Source organism: Clostridium malenominatum (genome assembly GCF_039521365.1).
GTDB classification, from domain to species: Bacteria; Bacillota; Clostridia; order Clostridiales; family Clostridiaceae; genus Clostridium_AW; species Clostridium_AW malenominatum.
The window spans coordinates 162,537-184,019 of the sequence record NZ_BAAACF010000003.1 but is presented as its reverse complement, the minus strand read 5'-3'; the positions used below and the strand labels follow the sequence as shown (position 1 = coordinate 184,019).

Genomic DNA, 21,483 nt, shown 5'->3' with positions numbered 1-21,483 from the left:
AGTGTATGGTAGAAGGGATATGAGAATTTATATTATGTTTGTTTGGCTTATAGCTTTCATATTTTTATGGATGGCAATTTATAGAGTTTTACCTAAAAACCAAATAGAGTCTAAGCTTCAAAGTATTGAGGAAAATATAAAGAGAGATGATTGGACGGAAGCGAAAAAACAAATGGAGGAATTAAAAGGAATATATATAAATAATAGAGGAGTAATTCAAATAAATAATGCTACTGAGGCCTTTATAAACTTTGATTACACCTTTGGACAATTAGATTATGCGGTTCAGGCAGAATCTAAAAATGCCCTTGAATATGTTGGTGCTCTTATGTATTCACTAGATTATGTGGTCACAGCCTTTTCAGGTCCTTAAGTTAAGGGGGAATAATTATGCAACAGTTCTTTTCTTACACTGTAAGAATTATATTGGTATATTTTTTTACTTATCTTTGTGCGAGGGCTTTATCCAAAAAGGCTATTGCTCAAATGACAGCTTATGAAATAGCAGGAATAATGATACTAGCCAATGTAGCAGCGGAGCCATTGGTGGATAAGGTAACTATAAAGTCTATATATGGTTCGGGAATGTTAATATTATTAATGCTTTTAACATCTCGCCTATCTATAGTAAATAAGTTTACAAAAGTATTAGAGCATCTTCCTACGGTGGTTATAGAAAATGGGAAAATAGATATGAAGGCCTTAAGAAATATGGGCTTAAGCTTAAATCAGCTTCAAGGGTTATGTCGGCAGCAAGGCTACGACAGCGTGATGGATATACATACAGCCATTATGGAACCTCAAGGAAATTTATCTGTATTTCCTAAAGGAGAGAATAAGCCTGTTCAATTAAAGGATTTAAAAATTACTCCAGATGCAGAAGGTATAACCATTCCTTTAATAATGGATGGAAGTATTTTATACAATAACATTCACCATATAAAACGAAATGAAGAATGGCTATTACATGAACTAAAAAAACAGGGGATAAAGGATGAAAATAAGGTGAGTTTGGCAGAATTAACTCCCAATTGGAAAGTAAATATTATAAAAAAATAACCATACTTTTTTCTAAGTTTATCCGATGGCTACCCGCTCTAATACTCCCATCTTCTATAAAGTGGGAGTTAAGAGCGGCTACGCCCCTGGATAACGATTTCTAAGCACCATATGAAGTTTTCCACTCCATATGGTGCAAGAACTCTGTTTATGATAAAATAATATTTATTGTATATTAAAATAGTGAATTATGAGGTACTAAGTATGGATGAAAAATTAAATTTAACAGAAGGTAACATTTTAAATATATTGGTAAAATTAGCTATACCTATAATAGGCACATCCTTTGTGCAAATGGCATACAATCTTACGGATATGCTTTATCTAGGAAGATTAAGCAGTAAAGCTGTAGCAGCTGTAGGAACTGCGGGTTTCTTCACCTGGCTTGCTAATTCTCTTATATTTTTATCAAAGATAGGAGCGGAAATAGGAGTGTCTCATTCTGTGGGTAGAGGAGATATGAAAAGAGCTAAAAAATACATAAAGAATACCATAAAAATAAATATTTTAATGGGAGTAATTTATGCTTTAATATTAATTATATTTAGAAAAAGCTTAATAGGATTTTTTAATTTAGGAGAAGCTTCTATTATCAATATGGCAGAAAGTTATTTGCTTATAGTTGCTTTAGGAATAAATTTTTTCTTTATTAATCCTGTGTGCACGGCTATATTTAACGGTTATGGAGATAGCAAAACTCCTTTTAAAATCAATGCATTGGGGCTAATTTTTAACATGATATTAGATCCTTTATTTATTTTTGGCTTTGGTCCCATTCCAAGACTTGAGGTGACAGGAGCAGCCATAGCAACAATAATTGCTCAATTTATTGTTGCAGCTACCTTTATATACGTCATTGTAAAAAAGACAACTTTCCTAAAGGATGTTAATCTATTAGATAAATTTGATTTAGAATATGTTAAATCTATATTTAGATATGGTTTGCCTGTTGCTATGCAAAATGGATTGTTTTGCATATTTGCTATGCTTATAGCAAGAATCGTTTCTTCCTTTGGAGATACATCCATTGCAGTACAAAAAATAGGCTCTCAAATAGAAGCTATTTCATGGATGACAGCGGGAGGATTCTCAACTGCTTTAAGTGCCTATGTGGGACAAAACTATGGCGCTAAAAAGTGGGATAGAATTTATGAAGGATATTTCAAGGCCCTTTTGGCTGTAAGTTTTTTAGGAATATTTAATACAGCTTTACTTTATTTCGGGGCCAAGCCTCTGTTCTCATTATTTATAAGAGAGGCAGATGTTATTCCCTTTGGAGTGGACTACCTTAAAATATTGGCATTTTCTCAGCTTTTCATGTGTATAGAAATCGCCACTGCGGGAGCTTTTAATGGATTAGGAAAAACCATACCACCTTCTTTGGTAGGAATTTTTTTCACAGCCTTAAGAATACCTGCGGCCATTATTTTATCTTCAAAGGATTTATTAGGCCTTAATGGAATTTGGTGGAGTATAAGTATGAGTAGTGTATTTAAAGGAGTAATCCTTACTGCTTGGTTCATAATATATTTGAGTAAAAAATATAAAGTTATAAGAGATAATAAAGCTAATTATAATTATATGTAAATTTTAGGGAGGAGCCAGCTATGTTTAATTTAGATGATTGTATTGGAATCATAACAAGTAGAGGCACTAAAGAAATTGTAGATGCTTTTAATGATAGAGTAGCACTTTATAATATAACAAGAGTTCAATGGATAGCCCTATATTATATAGGAGAAGAAGAAGGAATAACTCAAAAAGACCTATCGGATAAAATGAATGTTAAGGAATCTACTGTTGTAAGGCTAATTGATAGGATGGAAAGAGAAGGAATAGTAGAAAGAATAAAAAATAGTGAAGATAGAAGAGTTACTAAGCTCCATCTAACTAAAGAGGGAAAAGAAAAGAGAGAAGAGATATTGCCTGTTGGAGAAGAGTTTTCTAGGGAAGGCATAGATGGAATCAGCGAAGAGCATTTAGCCGTATTTAAAGAGGTATTAGAGAAAATTATAATAAATGTAAAGAAAAGAAATAATTGCAACAGATAATAATGAAAAAAATTTCACAATCTCCTATTGATAATACCGCTAGCAAGTGGTATTATTATTTATGAAGATACTTGCTATAGCAAGTATTAGTATGACAAGTAAATAAAGTAAGGATGGGGAGATATTATGAAAAAAGATCCAAGAGAAATGTTAAATGCCTTTTTAGGAGGGTTACAAGACCTAGGAACTACTAATGGAGCACATGTTGAAGCATTTATGAATCTATTAGGAACTACATATGCTCCAGGAAATTTAGATGTTAAAACTAAAGAACTTATAAGTGTTGCTGTAGCAGCTTATAATCGTTGTGAGTATTGCATAGTATTCCACGTATTTAAAGCGCTGGAAGCTGGAGCTACTAGAGATGAAATAATGGAAGCTGCCATGGTAGCAGTTGCTTTTGGGGGCGGACCATCAATGGCATACTCAGTAACTCTTCTTAAAGATTCACTTGATGAATTTGAAAATGATTTTAAATAATAATTAGTAAATACCTGTGCAAATTTTTGCACAGGTATAGTTATATTATAAGCAGGAGGGAAAGTTATGGTAACCATTAAGATAGAGAAGCTATCTGGCCATAGTAAAAAAGGAAAAGTTGGTAAGATAAATGTCAAAGTAGGAGATAGTATAAAAGAAGGAGACGTAATTCTTCAAGTTGAGGGAGATAAGGGAAATGCCTCAATAAAATCAAATTGCTGTGGTATAGTAAAGGAAATAAAAGTAGAAGAAGGTATTATGGTAAACGTAGGAGATATAATTGCTATGGTAGAAGGAACTTCTATGGAAAACAAAGAAAAACCTAAGGGAATGGACTATTTTGCATCAATGTTAAAACCATTAAAAAGGGAAATTGAATGTGATGTAACTGTTATAGGTGGGGGCCCTGGAGGATATGTAGCAGCTATTTATGCAGCAAAGAAAGGTTTAAAAACTGTTATCGTTGAAAAGGATAAATTAGGTGGTACATGCTTAAATGTAGGATGTATACCAACAAAGGCCTTGGTTAGATCCTCAGAAGTTTATAACGATATTAAGCACAGTGAGGAATTTGGAATTTCAGTTTCAGACTCAAAAGTTAATATGGGAAAAGTTATAGAAAGAAAAAATTCCATAGTTGATAAACTAGTAGGAGGAATAGATTTTCTTTTACAGAAAAATTCCATAGAAAAGGTTATGGGCATTGGTGAAATAATTGACAAAAATAAAGTTTTTGTTAAAGGCAAGAGAGAAGAAGTTACTATAAATACAAAAAATATAATTATTGCAACAGGTTCAAAGATATCAAAGATAAACGTAGAAGGCTTTGAAGGAGATAAGGTGCTAAATAGTAGCACAGCCCTGGATATGAAAGAACTACCAGAAAAAATGGTAGTAATCGGCGGTGGGGTCATTGGAATGGAGTTTGCATTCATATACGCTAATTTTGGTGTGGATGTAACTGTAATAGAATACATGCCAAAGGTACTTTGTACTATGGACGACGATGTTATAGAGGAAATAGCATCCATAGGAAAAGAAAAAGGAATTAAATTTTATACATCATCAAAAGTAACTAGTGTAAAAAATAGTGAAGATGGAAAAGCAATTGTTACTTTTGAAATGAATGATAATGAAAAGTTTGTAACCTGTGACAAGGTTTTAGTTGCCATTGGTAGAGAGCCTAACTTAGAAGGACTAGGCATTGAAACGGTGGGCATAGAATTAAATGACAATAAAAGAGGAATAAAAGTAGATGATAGAATGAGAACAAACATTGAAAACATCTACGCTATAGGAGATGTAAATAACAAGGTTATGCTTGCTCACGTAGCTTCTCATGGAGGTATGGTAGCAGTAGACAATATACTAGGGGAAGATAAGCAAATGGACTATTCAGCAGTACCAGGAGTAGTTTATACAATTCCTGAAGTAGCTACTGTAGGAATGACAGAAAGATGCGCTAGGGAAAAGGGAATGAACATAAGCATAGGTAAGTTCCCATTTGTGGCAAATGGAAAAGCTTTAACCTATGGAGAAGAAAAAGGATTTGTAAAGATTATTAAGGATGTAGACTCAAATAGTTTAATAGGTGCTTCTGTTGTAGGTCCACATGCTTCAGATTTAATTGGAATATTGACTTTAGCTATTAAAAATAATTTAACTGAAGAAGAAATCAAGGAAACAATTTTTGCTCACCCAACTACAGGGGAAGCTATACATGAGGCTGCGTTAGCGTTAACAGGCGGTGCTATACATTTTGATATCTAAAAGAAGAGTAATAATATCGAAAAGTTTTAACCCTTATTTTAATCTTTCTTTGGAAGAATACTTATTAAATAATATAGATGAAAATGAAATAATATTATATCTATGGAGAAATGAAAATACAGTAGTCATAGGCAGAAACCAAAACCCGTGGAAAGAATGCAATTTAGAAAAGGTTTCTGAGATTAATGGCAAAGTAGCTAGAAGACTTTCAGGTGGTGGTGCTGTTTATCATGATTTAGGGAACCTTAATTTTACTTTTCTAACTGAAGAAAAAAACGAAGATTTAAATAAACAATTAGAGGTAATTATAGAATCTCTAAAAAACATAGGAATAGAAAGTAGTTTTTCGGGAAGAAATGATATTTTAGTAGATGGTAAAAAAATATCAGGCAATGCATTCTACTGGGATAACGATAAATACTATCATCATGGTACGTTACTTTATGAAGTAAATATTGAAAAGCTTACGGGAATATTAACTCCATCTACTCATAAGTTAACCTCTAAAGGTATAGATTCAGTAAAAAGTAGAGTTGCTAATTTAAAAGAATATAAAAAAGATTTAACTATAGAGGAGTTAATGGAATCTTTAATAGAGGCTTTTAAATTTAAATACGGCGATATAAGCAGTATACAATATTTACATGAGAGAGATTTAAGTATTAATCATCTTATGTTGAAATATTCAAGCAGTGATTGGATATATGGAGATAGCCCTGATTTTGAAGTTTCCATGGATAAGGCTACCAGTGAAGGTAAAGTGGAAATTAACATCTCTATGGAGGACGGTAATATTAATGGATGTAAAATATATACCGATTCTTTATTCACAAAGGAATTTGAAATAATAGAAAACCTTTTAAAGGGATGTGCCTTTGATAGAACATCAATGGTAAGAGTACTAGAGGATAAAAGAGGATTATTTTCCGCTAAAGGAATTGAAATATTGAATTTGGTTAAAGCAATAATTGAAGAAAATGTTCTAGAAGTTATTTAAATATAAAAGATTCCTCCAGAATTCTATTATAGAAATTCTGGAGGAATTTTTAATTAACTAGATATAAAGCACATACCTAACCATAAGCCAATAGTGACAAAAGCTTCCCGCTAAGGTGAAAAGATGAAATATTTCATGAAAACCAAAATGTTTAAATTTAATATTTGGCCATTTTGTTCCGTAAATAACTCCACCGATAGTGTATGCAATTCCTCCTATAAAGAGCCAAAGCATTCCACCCGTTGGAATAACCTTTGACATAGGGTATACTGCAATTACCGCTAACCATCCCATAAGTAGATAAAAGGAAGTAGAAAGCCATCTTGGGGCGTTAAACCAAAAGTTTTTAACTATAATGCCTATAAGAGCAAGACTCCATATGGTAGCAAATATGCTCCAGCCCCATACACCTCTTAAAGCAACTAAGCAAATAGGAGTATAACTTCCTGCAATTAGTACATAAATCATAGAATGATCTATTCTACGCAATATTTTTATAAGTTTTTCCGAGCCGGGAGTAAGATGATAAACTGAACTTGCAGTATATAATAATATTAAGCTAGCCCCAAAAATTGAAAAAGCAGATATATGCCAAGGACTAGTTTTGTTAAATACTGATAAAATAACTAATATGATTAAACCTACTACTGAAGCTAATGCACCAGCCAAATGAGTTAATCCACTGACAGGTTCCCTAAATTTTTTGAACATTTTATTAACCTCCCTTTATGTATATGATACCATGAAATGTAGTATTTAAAACTACATAGCTCTATGATATAATAGTAATATAAATATGTTAAATTTTCAATATATAAAATAAATTTATTTATTATTATTTTACACTATAATTCGAGGTGAAATTCATGGAATTTAAAAAAGATGAAATAAATGATTTAATTCAGGAGGTTACTTCCTTTAAGGATATTAATCTTTCAGACATTCCCGATATTGATTTATATATGGATCAAGTTATAACTCTTTTTGAAAAGAAACTTGGTGATTTAAAAAGAGATAAAAATGAAAAAATAATGACAAAGACTATGATAAATAATTATGCTAAGGCTAAAATTTTACCACCAGTTAAAGGGAAAAAGTACAATAAGGAACAAATAATATTAATAAATCTCATATATAACCTAAAACAAAATCTATCTATTAATGATATAGGAAGTTTATTTCAGCCCATATCAAAGGATACTCCAGTAGAGGAAATATACCAGGCTTTTTTAGATATAAAGAAGAGTCAAGAAGAAGTAGCTAAAAATCAAATAAAGGAATTAGTAAATATAATTAAAGATAAGGGTCACTTTATCAAAGATAGAAATAATGATTACATAGAGATAATTCTTTTAGTTCTTTCTTTAATAAATAGGGCAAATATTGAGAAAAGGTTAGCAGAAAAAATCATTGATAAGTTTTTGTAAATAATAAAGAACTTGTATAAAGTTTCTCTCAATGGTTAAAATAAGAATAAACTTATATATTCAAAATTGTCTTACATTAAGCGCAGGTGTATTGACAATAATGAATATATATGTTACAATGTAAAAGTTAGGAAAACACTAACTAATTAAAAAGATTTAAGTGATGAACAACATTCCCATTTTGAGGAAAGTAGGTTAGTCATGTTTTAAATCTTAAATCAAAGGGAGGAATGTTGAAATGGCAGATAAAACATTAGTATGCAAAGACTGCGGAAAAGAATTCATATTCACTGAAGGAGAACAAGCGTTCTACAAAGAAAAAGGATTCGAAAACGAACCACAAAGATGTGCTGATTGCAGAAGAGCAAGAAAGCAACAAAACAACAACAGAGGATTCAGAAGATAATATTCTTGAATACTACATCCCTGTAAGGATAACCTTACAGGGATTTTTGTTTTTTGAATTTAATTTGAAGTATGGAAGTACCTCGGAGGAAAGTATACTTTGTTATCTTTCTACAAATAATAAGCTTGAAAATTAATTATTTGGAGGAAAAAATATGTATACTGGAATAGTAAAATGGTATGATAATAAAAAAGGTTATGGCTTTATTTCAGGAAATAACGGTAATGATGTATTTGTTCATCATACCAGTATTAAAGAAAAAGGTCATGACAAAGATTTGCATGAGGGTGAACATGTAACTTTTGATGTAGTAGAAAGAGATAAGGGTCCTCAAGCTATAAATGTTCAAAAAATGGAATAGTATACTTAAGGCTGTTGATAGATTATATTTATCGGCAGTCTTTTTAATTTAAGTATTTTCTTATGGTGTGGCTGTTAATAAATGGTATAATATAAATAATAAGATTTTAAAAGGAGAAAAATATCATGGTTAGCAATTTATCAATTACATTTATGATTATTACTATTATAATATCTGTTATATTACCTATATCCATTACTATATACTTATATAAGAAATATAAAATCTCTTTTAAGAGTATTTTTACTGGGATTTTTGTATTTGTTTTATTTGTTCTGATTTTGGAAAGTTTAATGCATAAGTATTTTTTAGTTACCAATGTAAATACAACAAAGCTTTTAGAAAACCCTTGGGCATATGCTATATATGGAGCTTTTGCAGCGGGTATATTTGAGGAGTGTGGAAGATTTTTGGCTTATACTCTAATACTTAAGCCTTATAGAAGGTGGGAAGATGGAGTAGCTTTTGGAATTGGGCACGGTGGTATTGAAGCTATTCTTATTGGAGGAGCTACTGCCCTTCAAAATTTAATTTTTGCCTTAAGTATAAATAAAGGAACTTTTGAGGGTCAGTTTGCTGGAAAGCTGCCAACCTATATGATTGAAGGTATAAGGAGCTCCTTGATAAATGCACCCTCCTATCATTTTTTAATAGGTGGAATTGAAAGACTTTTTGCACTATGTATTCAAGTAGGGCTATCAGTCTTAGTTTTATATGGGGTTAAAAATAAAAAATATATTTATTTGCTTTATGCTATATTACTTCATGCCTTAGTAGATTTTCCAGCAGCGTTATTCCAAAAGGGAATAATAACAAACCTTTGGGCTATGGAAGGAATTGTAGCGGTTGCGGGAATTTCATTTTTAGTCTACACAATAAGATCTAAAAAGAGGGGGATTTTGCATGATTAAATCAAAGTATCAATTTATAGATACTCCAGCGCTAATAATTGATTACAATATAATGATGAAAAATATTGAATTTATGCAAAAGAAAGCAGATGAATATGGAGTGAAATTGAGACCACACACTAAAACCCATAGAATGCCTGAACTTGCAAAGCTTCAAATGGAGGCTGGGTCAGGAGGCATAACTGTAGCAAAGGTAGGAGAAGCAGAAGTTATGGCTGAAAATGGTCTTAAAGATATATTTATTGCAAATGAGATAGTAGGGATAAATAAATTAGAAAGAATTAGAGAGTTAAATAGAAAAATAAATATAAGAACAGGTGTAGATAATAAATTTCAAATAGACCAATTAGAGGAAGTATTTAAAAATGAAGATAAAGGGATAGAGGTCTTAATTGAAATCGAAGTAGGAGAAAATAGGTCTGGAATAATAAAAAAAGAAGATTTAATAGATTTGGTAAATCACATAAAAGCTAAAAATAAGGTTATACTTAAAGGAGTATTCTCCCATGAAGGGCGCACTTACAATGTGGAGAATGTTGATAAATGTATTGAGGAATCTATTAAAAGTCAACAAAGAACTATAGAATGTGCAAACATAATAAAAGCTTTAGGAGTAGATATAGACACGATAAGCATAGGGGCAACTCCCTCCTTGATGCATTCTAAAATATTGCCAGAGATAACAGAAATTAGACCAGGAACCTATATTTTAATGGATGTGGGACAAGGCAGTGCTATAGATGACTTTGAGAAATGCGCTGCTACAGTTTTAGCTACAATAATAAGTAAGCCCACTGAGGAAAGAGTGGTTTTAGATACAGGAGCTAAGGCTTTAACGGCTCAGTCCAGAACCCTTGGCATATGCGCTACCCTAGGTAACGGATTAGTTAAAAACTCTGATAATATAAGACTTTCTAGAGTTTATGATGAACATGGACTTATAAATAATAGGGACTTTAGCAAGAAAATTAATGTGGGAGATAAGATTGAAATTATACCTAACCACATTTGCCCTGTGTGTAATCTATATGAAAAAGCATATTTGGTATCAGGGGGAAATGTCTTAAGAGAAGTTGCTATATTAGGAAGAGGGAAATCTCAATAGGAGGACTTGTTTATGAATTCTACTACATTTTTATACAAAGGTAAAGATAATGCAGATATATTTGCATATAAATGGTTGCCAGAAGAAGGGATAGAGGTAAAGGGAATTGTTCAAATTGCCCATGGAATGGCAGAATATGCTGGAAGATATGAGCATTTTGCTAAGGCATTAACGGATTCAGGATATATAGTTTATGCTAATGATCATAGAGGGCATGGCAATACGGCAAAAGGGCCAGAAGATTTAGGTTTCTTTGCAGAAAAGGATGGTTGGGATTTAATTGTGGAAGATGTGCATTTATTAAGCTTAATAATAAAGGAAAATCATCCACAAATACCATTGTTCTTATTTGGACATAGCATGGGGAGTTTTATTACTAGAAGCTACATACAAAGGTATAAAGAAGAGTTAAATGGAGCAATACTTTGTGGTACTGGTATGAAAAGTAAAAGGGAAATAGCTTTAGGTCATGCTATAGCTTCTATACAAAGCAAATTAATAGGTAAAAATAAAAAGAGTAAATTAATGGATGTTCTTTGCTTTGGTAAATTTAGTGCACAATTTTATGATAAGGATACAAATTTTGCATGGTTAACTAGAGATAAGGAACAAGTAGAGAAATATGTTAGTGATCCTCTATGTGGATGTATATGTACTACAGGTTTTTTCTGTGACTTGTTAACTGGTCTAAGGGAAGTAAATGACCCTAATAATATTAAAAAGATTTCTAAGAAGCTTCCTGTATTAATAATTTCAGGAGATGGGGATCCTGTAGGCAATAATGGCAAGGACATTATGAAATTATTCCATTTATATAAAGAGGTAGGAATAGAAGATGTTTCTTATAAATTATATAAAGAAGCTAGGCATGAATTGTTAAATGAAACTAACAAAGATGAGGTAATAGAGGATGTTATAAATTGGCTAAAAATACATGGAAAATAAAAGGGTTATTTTTAAAAATAAATATTGATATTTATACATCAATATGTTATATTCTTTTCAGTTATAATTGAGTGGTATTTTACGGTCGTTATAACTCCTATTGAATAAAACTTCTTAATAGGCCCCATGAAGCCCATGGGACTAATAGGGGGTTTTTTATTTTTTAAGCAAAATATATGTAAAAAAGGAGTTGTGGTTGATTGGGACAAGATGTTTTTGTTCAGTTGTCAAACATTTGTAAAACCTTCGATGATGGAGAGACTGTAGTAAAGGACCTTAATCTAGAAATTAGAAAAGGTGAATTTTTAACTTTATTAGGACCTAGTGGTTGTGGTAAAACCACTACATTAAGAATGATTGCTGGTTTTGAATCCGCGTCAAGTGGAAAGATTGTAATTGATGGAGAAGATGTAACAGAAAAACTACCTAACGAAAGAAGCGTTAATACAGTATTTCAGAATTATGCATTATTCCCACATATGACTATTGCTCAAAACATAGGCTTTGGATTAAAAATGAAGAAAGTGCCAAGTCAGGAAATTGAGAAAAGAGTTAATGAAATGTTAAGAGTAGTAAAATTAGAGGGGTATGAAAACAGAATGCCTTCTCAATTAAGTGGTGGCCAAATGCAACGTGTGGCTATAGCTAGGGCTATTATAAATAACCCTAAGGTCCTATTGTTAGATGAGCCGTTAAGTGCCTTGGATTTAAAGCTAAGAAAGCAAATGCAGCTGGAACTAAAACACCTTCAAAGGGATCTTGGAATAACTTTTATATTCGTAACCCATGACCAAGAAGAAGCACTTACCATGTCAGATAGAATTGTAGTTATGAATAAGGGAGTTATAGAACAAGTTGGAACCCCAGAAGAGCTTTATGAAAAGCCAAAAACTAAATTTGTTGCAGACTTTTTAGGAGAAACAAATATTCTAGAAGGACAAGCGATAAAGATTAAGGAAACAGAAGTACTACTTCATCTTGAGCAGGAACAAGATATAATTAGAATTCCTAACGAAAGCTACGACATAGGAGATAAATTTACTGTATCTGTTAGACCAGAAAGAATTAAAATAAAAACAGCTCCAGAAGAAGGAGATGTTTGGCTTCAATGTAAATTTAAAGAGAGAATATACATTGGTTCAAATATTAAAACAGTATTTATACTTAAGAATGGAAAAGAAATTGTTGTCAATGAACCGATAGGACAAAACTATAAATTTGAGGATGAGTCGAAGGATATATTTGTAACCTGGAACCCTAATCATACAGTAGTTATTAAGGAATAGGGGGTGGGTACTTTGAAAAATAGATTATCAAAATTATCAGGGCCCTTGGTAACAGTATTTCCAGTAGCTCTGTGGATGCTTGGATTTTTTATTCTACCTCTTATAATGATAGTAGTTGTAAGTTTTTGTACGCGTGGAGAAGTTGGAGACATAGTATATAAATTTACTCTCTCAAACTACGGTAGACTTTTAAATCCTTTATATTTGAATATATTTTTTAAATCCATACTTATAGCATTAGCTACTACGGTGTTATGCTTAGTATTTGGATATCCTTTTGCCTTCATGGTGGCAAAGTCTAATAAGAAAATAAAGCCCATATTATTATTGCTTATAATATTACCCTTTTGGACTAATTCTTTAGTTAGAACCTATGCCATGATAATATTGCTTAGAACAAACGGCATATTAAATAATATTTTGCTAAACTTAGGATTAATAAAATCACCCTTACAATTAATGTATAATAATACATCCGTTATGATAGGAATGCTCTATATGATGTTTCCATTTATGGTATTACCTCTCTACGCTTCCATTGAAAAATTAGATATGAGGCTACTTGAAGCAGCGGATGATTTGGGTGCAGGAAAAATAGATAAGTTTTTGCAGGTAACCCTTCCTTTAACTAAGGGGGGGATTGTATCCGGTGCTCTTTTAGTATTCGTTCCAACCCTAGGGTTATTCTTTGTAACAGACCTTATGGGAGGAAGTAAAGTAGTACTTATGAGTAACTTGATTAAAAATCAATTCCTAACAGCAAGAGATTGGCCTTTTGGTGCCGCTATATCTGTTATATTGATTATTGTTATGATGATATTTATTGCTTACTATGCAAAGCATGGTGGTACTAAGGATAGGGGGGTGCTATAGGAGATGAAAAAAAATAAAGGAAGTATAATAAAACCTCTTTATATGTTTTTAATCTATATGTTTTTATATATACCTATAATGGTACTTATAGCATTTTCCTTTAACGAATCTAAGCTAAATGTAGTATGGACAGGATTTACCTTTAAATGGTACGGGAGTTTAATGCAAAATAAAGGAATACTAGAGGCTCTTCAAAACTCTATCTTAGTTGCCATAGTCAGCACGGTGATATCTGTTGTGCTGGGAACTTTAGCCTCTATTGGACTTTATAGATATAAATTTAAGGGAAAGAATATATTAGACTCCATATTATATGTTCCCTTAGTTATACCTGAAATAGTAATGGGTATATCCCTACTAGCCTTCTTTGCCCTTGTGGATATAGAACTAGGGAGGATATCTATAATAATCGCCCATGTTACCTTTAGCGTTGCTTATGTGGTAGCTGTAGTTAAAACAAGATTAGATGGGTTTGATAGAAGTTTAGAAGAAGCAGCTATGGATTTGGGAGCTAGCGGATGGCAAACCTTCACCAATGTAACCTTGCCTTTAATTATGCCAGGAGTTATATCTGGGGGGTTATTAGCTTTTACTCTATCCATTGACGATGTTATTATAAGCTTTTTCGTGGCAGGTCCAGGAAGTATGACTCTTCCATTAAAGATATTCTCCATGGTTAAGTTTGGAGTAACCCCAGAGATAAATGCTCTATCAACTATAATAATGTTATTTACCCTTGTTACTATTGTAGGAGCTCTTTTAATAAAAAATGTTAATATAAACATGAAAAAAGGAGCGGCACTACTCACAGTACTATGTTTAGCAGTAGGTGGTTTTGGATATGGAACCTATGCTGTAGACAAAGGGAGCAAAGAACCGCAAGAAGTTTTAAATGTATTTAACTGGTCAGAATATCTACCACAATCTGTTATAGAAAGATTTGAAGAAACCTATAACATAAAGGTTAACTATAGCACTTTTTCATCCAATGAAGAAATGCTAGCAAAGCTTATGGCTGGCGGTGGTAAATATGATTTAGCAGTTGCCAGTGATTTTATGGTAGAAATATTAAAGAAGCAAAACCTGATTCAGGAAATAAATAAAGAAAATTTACCTAATATAGCTAATATAGGGCCACAGTTTTTAAATCTACCTTTTGATGAAGGAAACAAACATAGCGTTCCTTATATGTGGCTGGCTGGTATAATTGCATACGATAGTTCAAAAGTACCAGAAGGAACTATAAAAGGATATAAGGACCTTTGGAAGCCAGAATTGAAACATTCTTTAACCCTTTTAGACGACCAAAGGGTTATTATAGGAATTACTCTTAAAAAGCTTGGATATTCCTTGAATGAAACTAGTCCAGAGGCACTAGCTAAGGCAAAAGAAGAACTAAAGAAGCTTCAGGCTAATGTAAAAGCTTACGATAGCGATAGCCCCAAAACTTCTCTTATAAATGGAGAAGCAAAAGCTATATTTGCCTGGGGAGCAGAAGGAAGCCTTGCTAAAAGAGAAAATCAGAATGTAAAATATGTAATACCAGAAGAGGGATTATTTCTTCAGCAGGATAATTTTGTAATACCAAAGGCTGCTACCAATGTAAAAGCGGCAGAGTTATTTATGAACTTTATAATGGACCCAGAAATAAGCTCTGAAATTTCCAAGCACTTCCCTTATGGAAATCCAAATGTAGCTGCATATCCATATATAGATAAGGAAATCATGGAAGACATGGCAGTATACCCAGCAGAAGAAGAAGTTAAAAAGGGTGAGTATTTAAGAGATATTGGAGATGCAATAACCACCTTAGATAGCATTTGGTCTGAGGTTAAACAATAAGTTTTTAGTTTTGGCGGAAATCCCCTTTGGGGGATTTCTTTTTTTATAAAATTCCATAAAGGAATTTTCACATTAACTAAACAACTATTAGTTAGGTAAGAATAATATTTAATTAAGGAAAACTTAATAATAGTACAATGGTGAAAAATGTCAATATATGATAAAATAATAGCGAAATAAGGTTATATATTGCTGATTTGGAGGATAATAAGATGTTGAAAAAAAATTTTACCAACACAATTGAATTTAGGTTGACAACTATTTTTAGTGTATTAATTACTATAGCTCTAATAGTATTTTTATCACTAGGTTTAAATAGGTCAAAAAAGTTATTTGTACAGGATTTAGCTAATAATGGGTTAAAAGCTACAAAATATGCAGCAGAGGCAATGAATATACAGGACTTTAAGGAAATATTTGAATCAAGAGATAAAACAAATCCTAAATATCTAGAACTGAAACATGATTATAAAGAATTCAAAAATGTAACAGGTGCAAAATATTTTTATGCCATGACCCTAAATAAAGATAATAAATTTGCTTATGTAGTAGATGAAGGGGATTCTACTACCATTGGAGAAGTAGAAAAAACCTACGATGAATATCTTGAGGTTATGAAAGGAAATCCCTATGTAAGTAAAGACTTTGTAATAGACGAGCAGTATGGAGTATTAATATCCTCTTATTACCCAATAAAGGATGGGAGTGGAGAAGTAGTAGGCTTTATTGGAGCTGATTTTGATGTAGAGGCGGAATATAAAAACTTCAAGGCATTTCAAATTACTTTAATTATAATGACAATAATTATAGTTTTAGTTACGATAATTATTGCTATCCTTATATCAAGGAGAATAGCTGGACCAATTAAGAAATTAAGCTTAGCTGCTGAAAAAATATCAAAATATGATTTGACTGTAGAAATTGACAATATGGATGGGGATAGAGAAGAAATTAAAATCCTTTATGATAGTTTTAAAACTATGGTAAATAAACTGAAAGGTATGGTTAATGATATTTGTCATACTACAGATGATTTAGTGCAAATATCAGAGGGGATTAATATTTCTTCTAATGAAATATTGGCTTCTAGTGAGGAAATGTCAAGTAGTATTATGGAAGTAGCAAAAACTTCTCTTAATCATGCTAATGGTGCTAGTATAAGCTTAGAAGCTATGAATGGTCTTTCTGATAATACGAGAGATATTCATAAGGAATTAGGTGAGCTTTTACAAAACTCGGAGGAAATGCTTAAAATTAATAATTTAGGTATGGAGGCTTTTGAAAAATTTAATAATAGTTTTGATTTAGATTTCCAAGGAAGAACAAAGGTTAGAAAGGGAATTAGTGAGTTATCAGAAAAGTCACAGCATATAGGAAATGTGGTGGAAGCAATTAAATCTATTGCTGACCAAACAAACCTATTAGCATTAAACGCAGCTATTGAAGCAGCAAGAGCTGGAGAAAGTGGTAGGGGATTTGCTGTAGTATCAGATGAAATAAGAAAACTTGCCAATGAATCCTCAAAAGCTACAGAGGAAATAAAAACTATAATAGATCATATAGTTTCAATAATAAGTAGCACTAGTTCTGTAATGGAAGAAAATAAAGCCTTTGGAGAAAAGGTTAAAAATGACTTAGAGGATACTAAAAATATTTTTGGGGAAATTGAAAATAAAGCAAAAACTGTAACCCATGAGGTAGAGATTATAGTTAAGGATATGAAGGAAATAGAAGAATCTATGAATAAAGTTCAAGGTTTCGTGGAAAATGTAGCGGATTCCGTAAAAATAGATTCAGCTACTTCACAGGAAATAAGTGCAGTTTCAGAAGAACAAACTAATTCCATCCAAATGGTAAGAGAAGCTATAACGAAGCTTGATGAAATAGTCAATGGGTTGAATTCTTCTGTGGAGGAGTTTAAGATTTAAAAATCTATATAGTACTTGAAATCCTTTCGTTTCAATAAGTAATTCTAAAATTTCTTTTATAAAAGGTTTCTATGCTACACAAACTCCCTTTGGTCAAACATGTGTAGCATTTAACGAAACTTAAGTTGATTAATAGAAGTTGCTATAAGGGAATTACTTTAATATTTGTTATTTGATAAATCACAATCCAATCCCGTAGTAAAAGACCTATTACCTATATAATCTTCATTTTCTAATAGAAGAATTTCACTTAAGCTATCATTATATAATTTGATGCAAATTTCTTCTGATTCTTTTACGGATTTTTGGAACATTTCTATGAAAGAAGAGTTTCCTAAGTAATCTATATTATCATTAATCTTTAATGGATATATCATATTGGATATAAGGGGAGCTTTGTGTAGAAGCTTCTTTTTTATGCCCGTTCTATCCATTAATGCTCTTTGAACATTGCTCATATCTTTGATAGCGGTGACTATTTGACTTTCTTCTATATTTATATCATACACTTTATTTAAAATATGATTATACATTTTGCCTATGGTCAAAGCTTCAATATTACCTATCTTTGCAAGGTTGTAAGGTTTTATCTCCCAAGGATTTTTATTTTTAAGCCTTTGGAGCATAATAAAATCAAGGGAGGTTTCAAAGTGCCTGTGGAAAGCTGAATCCTCTCCTGTTCTATAAAAAATATAAGGATGAGTGTTTGAATCAAGGGAATAATGGCATCCGTAACCACAAATATAGGCTGTAAGTAAAGCTTTGGTACTTTCTTTGGTACTGAATATGTATTTTAAAGCTTCTTTAAAAAATAAGGTAACATTTTTTTCGTGCATAGTATCTCCAATATGGCTTACACCATCATTATTACTCCAAGGCCAAACTCTATAATAAAAAAATATATCTGGACCTTGAGTACCTAAATTAAAAACTTGTCTATATTGTATAAGTAAATTTTTCAACTCTATGTTATTTAAGGCTTTAATCATTTCATCTCCACAAAGATAGTGAGTAATAATACCTGGCATAACGTCACATCCTTTCTAGGATAATTATATATCTTAATGATTATTATTATATAATATTACTTAAAATATTTAACATACAATTCAAACATAATAGTTAAATGTCACTTAAAAAAAGCGTGATTAATTTCCTTAAAAAGGTATATCATATTTTTGATATGAGAAAAATGGAAATAAATTAAGGAGGAAATCCTCACTTTTTCTTGTGGATATATTTTGGGAATAACATATTGACAATGCTTTGGTAATATGTTAAAACTACATTGTTATACATGATTTTTTCCAAGTCGAAATATGTTATAAATAACATATTTGTATAATATAATATGGTATTGGGGGTAGATCGATGCATGAGAAAATTATTACATTATCAAACATTTCCAAAGAATATGATGGGAATAAAGTTCTAGACAATTTAAACCTATATATTAATCGAAATGAGTTTCTAACCCTTTTGGGTCCTAGTGGATGTGGGAAGACCACTACGCTAAGAATTATTGGTGGATTTGAGAGTCCTACAAGTGGTGAAATTCTTTTTGAGGGAGAAAATATTACAAACCTTCCTCCATATAAAAGAAAATTAAATACCGTATTTCAGAAATATGCACTTTTCACACACATGAATGTGTATGAAAACATTGCTTTTGGTCTTAGAATAAAAAAACTTAGTAAATCGGAAATCGATAGAAAAGTTAAGGAAATGTTGGAGCTTGTGAATTTAGCTGGATTTGAAAAAAGATCTGTGGATTCCTTAAGTGGAGGACAACAGCAACGTATTGCTATTGCAAGAGCTTTGGTAAATGAACCTCAAGTTCTGCTTCTAGATGAACCTCTAGGTGCTCTAGACTTAAAGCTTAGAAAGGACATGCAATTAGAGCTAAAAAATATTCAACAAAGGCTTGGAATAACCTTTGTGTTTGTAACTCACGACCAAGAAGAGGCTCTTACAATGTCAGATACCATAGTAGTAATGAATGAAGGGATAATTCAACAAATTGGAAGCCCAGTAGACATATACAATGAACCTAAAAATGCTTTTGTAGCAGATTTTATAGGGGAAAGCAATATAATAGATGGAATAATGGTTAAGGATTATTTTGTAGAATTTGCTAACCATGGATTTGTTTGTGTGGACAAGGGTTTTGGAGAAAATGAAAAAATTGATGTGGTTATAAGACCAGAAGATATAGAATTAGTAGATGTAAGTGAAGGCATGATAAAAGGGGAAGTACAATCAGTTATATTTAAGGGAGTACATTATGAAATGGCTATTTTAGCAGAGGGATTTAAATGGCTAGTTCATAGCACTAAAATGGAACAGGTAGGTGCTAAGGTAGGTATGAATATAGGCCCTTCTGAAATTCACATAATGAAAAAGGTGAATAAATAAATGAAAAGGAAGTGGATGGCATACCCTTATGTATTATGGATGATTGTATTTACAGTTATACCCCTAGCTCTAGTTCTCTACTATAGTGTAATAGTAGTGGACAGTACGGGAATTCACTTTACACTTAAATATATAAAAAGAGTTTTTGAACCTATATATCTGTCTGTTTTTTGGAGATCCTTAAGATTGGCAGTTACAAGTACAATAATATGCTTAATATTAGGATATCCCATGGCTATGATACTAGCTGGGAAAAATTTAAGCAAGAAAAGTACTATGGTGGTTCTTTTTATTATACCTATGTGGATGAACTTTCTTGCAAGAACCTATGCATGGATGACCTTGCTTGAAAACAATGGTATAGTTGCTTCTTTATTTAAGTTTTTTGGACTTAATGCTCCTACCCTTCTGTATACAGAAAAAGCTGTTATTTTAGGGATGGTTTATAACTTTTTACCCTTTATGGTGTTGCCTATTTATTCTATACTAGTCAAAACAGATAAAGCAGTTTTAGAAGCAGCGGAGGACTTAGGTGCACCACCTTTTACAGTGTTTAGAAGAATAATTTTTCCTCTAAGCCTTCCAGGAGTGCTCTCTGGAGTTATAATGGTGTTTATGCCTGCATTAACTACCTTTGTAATTTCAAAGTTACTTGGAGGAGGACAATTTACTTTAATAGGAAACTTAATACAAGAACAATTCCTAACTACAAGGAATTGGGGATTCGGCTCTGCCCTTTCAGTAGTGTTAATGCTTATAATGGTTTTTACTATGAGTATTAATATGAAGTATGAACAAGAAAATGAAGGGGGCGGTCTTTGGTGAAATCAGCGTTGAAAAAAATATATACAGCTTTGATTTTTACATTTTTATATTCCCCAATTGTGGTTCTTATAATATTTTCTTTCAATAGCTCTAAATCAAGAGCTCATTGGACAGGCTTTACTTTGGATTGGTATGTACAGCTATTTAAAGATCAGCAGATTATGGGAGCTCTCTACAATACAATTGTAATAGCTCTTATAGCTTCCATTTTTGCAACGATTATAGGAACCTTTGCAGCTCTTGGCATACACAATATGAAAAAGTTTGGAAAGGCATTGGTAATGAATATTACCTATCTTCCAGTATTAAATCCCGATATAGTTACAGGTATATCTTTGATGCTTTTATTTATATTTGCAAAGGTGGAACTAGGATTTTTTTCTATGCTTCTTGCTCATATAACCATTAATATACCCTATGTAATTTTGTCGGTATTGCCTAAGATTAAACAACTTAATATGCAAATTTATGATGCTGCGCTAGACTTGGGTGCCACTCCAATGCATGCATATAGGAAGGTTATATTTCCTCAAATAATGCCAGGAATATTTACTGGATTTTTATTGGCATTTACTATGTCTATAGATGATTTTGTAATTAGCTTTTTTACCACCGGTTCAGGGGTATCAAATTTAGCTATAACCATATGGTCCATGGCAAGAAGAGGAGTTAATCCCAAAATTAATGCAATGCTAAGTATAATGTTTGCTAGTGTAATTTTACTATTATTAATAGTAAATAACAGAATGTCTAGGGATGGTAGAAAGGAGAAATTGACGTGAAGAAAATATTTAAAAATATA

At 31.9% G+C, this 21,483-nt stretch carries 22 protein-coding genes; 20 read left to right on the top strand and 2 right to left on the bottom strand.

What is annotated here, in order from left to right; genetic code table 11:
* Nucleotides 1-19: 19 nt before the first annotated feature.
* From ABDZ69_RS12740 to lplA, 7 genes are all read left to right on the top strand, one after another.
* Entirely contained in the window at nt 20-373 is a 354-nt protein-coding gene (locus ABDZ69_RS12740; protein WP_343770182.1) for a DUF4363 family protein, read from the top strand.
* Between the two features lie 17 nt (nt 374-390).
* Nucleotides 391-1,059: a DUF421 domain-containing protein gene (locus ABDZ69_RS12735; RefSeq protein WP_343770180.1), complete on the top strand. Its 669-nt coding sequence runs from the start codon at nt 391-393 to the stop codon at nt 1,057-1,059.
* Nucleotides 1,060-1,263: 204 nt separating this feature from the next.
* Nucleotides 1,264-2,646: an MATE family efflux transporter gene (locus tag ABDZ69_RS12730; protein ID WP_343770179.1), complete on the top strand. Its 1,383-nt coding sequence runs from the start codon at nt 1,264-1,266 to the stop codon at nt 2,644-2,646.
* Nucleotides 2,647-2,666: 20 nt separating this feature from the next.
* Nucleotides 2,667-3,110, top strand: a complete 444-nt coding sequence (locus ABDZ69_RS12725) for a MarR family winged helix-turn-helix transcriptional regulator (RefSeq protein ID WP_343770178.1) — start codon at nt 2,667-2,669, stop codon at nt 3,108-3,110.
* Nucleotides 3,111-3,236: 126 nt separating this feature from the next.
* Nucleotides 3,237-3,590, top strand: a complete 354-nt coding sequence (locus ABDZ69_RS12720) for a carboxymuconolactone decarboxylase family protein (protein ID WP_343770176.1) — start codon at nt 3,237-3,239, stop codon at nt 3,588-3,590.
* A gap of 66 nt (nt 3,591-3,656) precedes the next feature.
* Nucleotides 3,657-5,360, top strand: a complete 1,704-nt coding sequence (lpdA, locus tag ABDZ69_RS12715) for a dihydrolipoyl dehydrogenase (protein WP_343770175.1) — start codon at nt 3,657-3,659, stop codon at nt 5,358-5,360.
* A complete protein-coding gene (lplA, locus tag ABDZ69_RS12710; protein ID WP_343770174.1) occupies nt 5,350-6,357 on the top strand; it encodes a lipoate--protein ligase in 1,008 nt (335 codons plus the stop codon). The genes lpdA and lplA overlap by 11 nt, the downstream gene beginning before the upstream one ends.
* 57 nt (nt 6,358-6,414) lie before the next feature.
* Here lplA and trhA read toward each other — a convergent pair whose 3' ends face one another.
* The gene (trhA, locus tag ABDZ69_RS12705) at nt 6,415-7,068 is read right to left on the bottom strand and encodes a PAQR family membrane homeostasis protein TrhA (RefSeq protein ID WP_343770172.1); all 654 of its coding nucleotides are present in this window, start codon (nt 7,066-7,068) and stop codon (nt 6,415-6,417) included.
* A gap of 155 nt (nt 7,069-7,223) precedes the next feature.
* Between trhA and ABDZ69_RS12700 the strand changes: the two genes are divergently transcribed.
* From ABDZ69_RS12700 to ABDZ69_RS12655, 10 genes are all read left to right on the top strand, one after another.
* Nucleotides 7,224-7,784: a DUF1836 domain-containing protein gene (locus tag ABDZ69_RS12700; protein WP_343770171.1), complete on the top strand. Its 561-nt coding sequence runs from the start codon at nt 7,224-7,226 to the stop codon at nt 7,782-7,784.
* Between the two features lie 238 nt (nt 7,785-8,022).
* Complete coding sequence (locus tag ABDZ69_RS12695) at nt 8,023-8,190, top strand: zinc-ribbon domain-containing protein (RefSeq protein ID WP_027623829.1); 168 nt, start codon at nt 8,023-8,025, stop codon at nt 8,188-8,190.
* Between the two features lie 154 nt (nt 8,191-8,344).
* On the top strand, nt 8,345-8,551 hold the full coding sequence (locus tag ABDZ69_RS12690; RefSeq protein ID WP_343770170.1) for a cold-shock protein: 207 nt from the start codon (nt 8,345-8,347) through the stop codon (nt 8,549-8,551).
* A gap of 125 nt (nt 8,552-8,676) precedes the next feature.
* Nucleotides 8,677-9,462, top strand: coding sequence for a YhfC family intramembrane metalloprotease (locus ABDZ69_RS12685; RefSeq protein WP_343770169.1), 786 nt, complete (start codon nt 8,677-8,679; stop codon nt 9,460-9,462).
* The gene (locus ABDZ69_RS12680; RefSeq protein WP_343770168.1) at nt 9,455-10,567 is read left to right on the top strand and encodes an alanine racemase; all 1,113 of its coding nucleotides are present in this window, start codon (nt 9,455-9,457) and stop codon (nt 10,565-10,567) included. The genes ABDZ69_RS12685 and ABDZ69_RS12680 overlap by 8 nt, the downstream gene beginning before the upstream one ends.
* A 12-nt stretch (nt 10,568-10,579) precedes the next feature.
* A complete protein-coding gene (locus ABDZ69_RS12675; RefSeq protein ID WP_343770167.1) occupies nt 10,580-11,512 on the top strand; it encodes an alpha/beta hydrolase in 933 nt (310 codons plus the stop codon).
* Between the two features lie 200 nt (nt 11,513-11,712).
* Nucleotides 11,713-12,798: an ABC transporter ATP-binding protein gene (locus ABDZ69_RS12670; protein ID WP_343770166.1), complete on the top strand. Its 1,086-nt coding sequence runs from the start codon at nt 11,713-11,715 to the stop codon at nt 12,796-12,798.
* Between the two features lie 12 nt (nt 12,799-12,810).
* Nucleotides 12,811-13,671: an ABC transporter permease gene (locus ABDZ69_RS12665; protein WP_425544650.1), complete on the top strand. Its 861-nt coding sequence runs from the start codon at nt 12,811-12,813 to the stop codon at nt 13,669-13,671.
* 3 nt (nt 13,672-13,674) lie between these two features.
* On the top strand, nt 13,675-15,513 hold the full coding sequence (locus tag ABDZ69_RS12660; protein WP_343770164.1) for an extracellular solute-binding protein: 1,839 nt from the start codon (nt 13,675-13,677) through the stop codon (nt 15,511-15,513).
* A 212-nt stretch (nt 15,514-15,725) separates the two neighbouring features.
* Nucleotides 15,726-17,441, top strand: a complete 1,716-nt coding sequence (locus ABDZ69_RS12655) for a methyl-accepting chemotaxis protein (RefSeq protein ID WP_343770163.1) — start codon at nt 15,726-15,728, stop codon at nt 17,439-17,441.
* A 158-nt stretch (nt 17,442-17,599) separates the two neighbouring features.
* Here the strand turns inward: ABDZ69_RS12655 and ABDZ69_RS12650 are convergent, their stop codons facing one another.
* The gene (locus ABDZ69_RS12650; protein ID WP_343770161.1) at nt 17,600-18,469 is read right to left on the bottom strand and encodes a zinc dependent phospholipase C family protein; all 870 of its coding nucleotides are present in this window, start codon (nt 18,467-18,469) and stop codon (nt 17,600-17,602) included.
* Nucleotides 18,470-18,812: 343 nt separating this feature from the next.
* Here ABDZ69_RS12650 and potA point away from each other — a divergent pair, with 343 nt between their 5' ends.
* From potA to ABDZ69_RS12635, 3 genes are read left to right on the top strand one after another with little or no spacing between them, the layout of a single operon-like run.
* Nucleotides 18,813-19,856: a spermidine/putrescine ABC transporter ATP-binding protein gene (gene potA / locus ABDZ69_RS12645; protein WP_343770159.1), complete on the top strand. Its 1,044-nt coding sequence runs from the start codon at nt 18,813-18,815 to the stop codon at nt 19,854-19,856.
* Nucleotides 19,857-20,681 carry an ABC transporter permease gene (locus ABDZ69_RS12640; RefSeq protein WP_343770157.1) on the top strand — a complete coding sequence of 275 codons (825 nt, stop codon included), beginning with the start codon at nt 19,857-19,859 and terminating at the stop codon, nt 20,679-20,681.
* Nucleotides 20,675-21,463, top strand: coding sequence for an ABC transporter permease (locus ABDZ69_RS12635; protein ID WP_343770155.1), 789 nt, complete (start codon nt 20,675-20,677; stop codon nt 21,461-21,463). Before ABDZ69_RS12640 ends, ABDZ69_RS12635 begins: the two co-directional genes overlap by 7 nt.
* Nucleotides 21,464-21,483 lie beyond the last annotated feature (20 nt).

What these genes read in the sequence shown, in the direction of transcription:
- ABDZ69_RS12740 (WP_343770182.1), top strand. Translation starts at nt 20, where the DNA reads ATGAGAATTTATATTATGTTTGTTTGGCTTATAGCTTTCATATTTTTA.
- ABDZ69_RS12735 (WP_343770180.1), top strand. Translation starts at nt 391, where the DNA reads ATGCAACAGTTCTTTTCTTACACTGTAAGAATTATATTGGTATATTTT.
- ABDZ69_RS12730 (WP_343770179.1), top strand. Translation starts at nt 1,264, where the DNA reads ATGGATGAAAAATTAAATTTAACAGAAGGTAACATTTTAAATATATTG.
- ABDZ69_RS12725 (WP_343770178.1), top strand. Translation starts at nt 2,667, where the DNA reads ATGTTTAATTTAGATGATTGTATTGGAATCATAACAAGTAGAGGCACT.
- ABDZ69_RS12720 (WP_343770176.1), top strand. Translation starts at nt 3,237, where the DNA reads ATGAAAAAAGATCCAAGAGAAATGTTAAATGCCTTTTTAGGAGGGTTA.
- lpdA (WP_343770175.1), top strand. Translation starts at nt 3,657, where the DNA reads ATGGTAACCATTAAGATAGAGAAGCTATCTGGCCATAGTAAAAAAGGA.
- trhA (WP_343770172.1), bottom strand. Translation starts at nt 7,068, where the DNA reads ATGTTCAAAAAATTTAGGGAACCTGTCAGTGGATTAACTCATTTGGCT.
- ABDZ69_RS12700 (WP_343770171.1), top strand. Translation starts at nt 7,224, where the DNA reads ATGGAATTTAAAAAAGATGAAATAAATGATTTAATTCAGGAGGTTACT.
- ABDZ69_RS12695 (WP_027623829.1), top strand. Translation starts at nt 8,023, where the DNA reads ATGGCAGATAAAACATTAGTATGCAAAGACTGCGGAAAAGAATTCATA.
- ABDZ69_RS12690 (WP_343770170.1), top strand. Translation starts at nt 8,345, where the DNA reads ATGTATACTGGAATAGTAAAATGGTATGATAATAAAAAAGGTTATGGC.
- ABDZ69_RS12685 (WP_343770169.1), top strand. Translation starts at nt 8,677, where the DNA reads ATGGTTAGCAATTTATCAATTACATTTATGATTATTACTATTATAATA.
- ABDZ69_RS12680 (WP_343770168.1), top strand. Translation starts at nt 9,455, where the DNA reads ATGATTAAATCAAAGTATCAATTTATAGATACTCCAGCGCTAATAATT.
- ABDZ69_RS12675 (WP_343770167.1), top strand. Translation starts at nt 10,580, where the DNA reads ATGAATTCTACTACATTTTTATACAAAGGTAAAGATAATGCAGATATA.
- ABDZ69_RS12660 (WP_343770164.1), top strand. Translation starts at nt 13,675, where the DNA reads ATGAAAAAAAATAAAGGAAGTATAATAAAACCTCTTTATATGTTTTTA.
- ABDZ69_RS12655 (WP_343770163.1), top strand. Translation starts at nt 15,726, where the DNA reads ATGTTGAAAAAAAATTTTACCAACACAATTGAATTTAGGTTGACAACT.
- ABDZ69_RS12650 (WP_343770161.1), bottom strand. Translation starts at nt 18,469, where the DNA reads ATGCCAGGTATTATTACTCACTATCTTTGTGGAGATGAAATGATTAAA.
- potA (WP_343770159.1), top strand. Translation starts at nt 18,813, where the DNA reads ATGCATGAGAAAATTATTACATTATCAAACATTTCCAAAGAATATGAT.
- ABDZ69_RS12640 (WP_343770157.1), top strand. Translation starts at nt 19,857, where the DNA reads ATGAAAAGGAAGTGGATGGCATACCCTTATGTATTATGGATGATTGTA.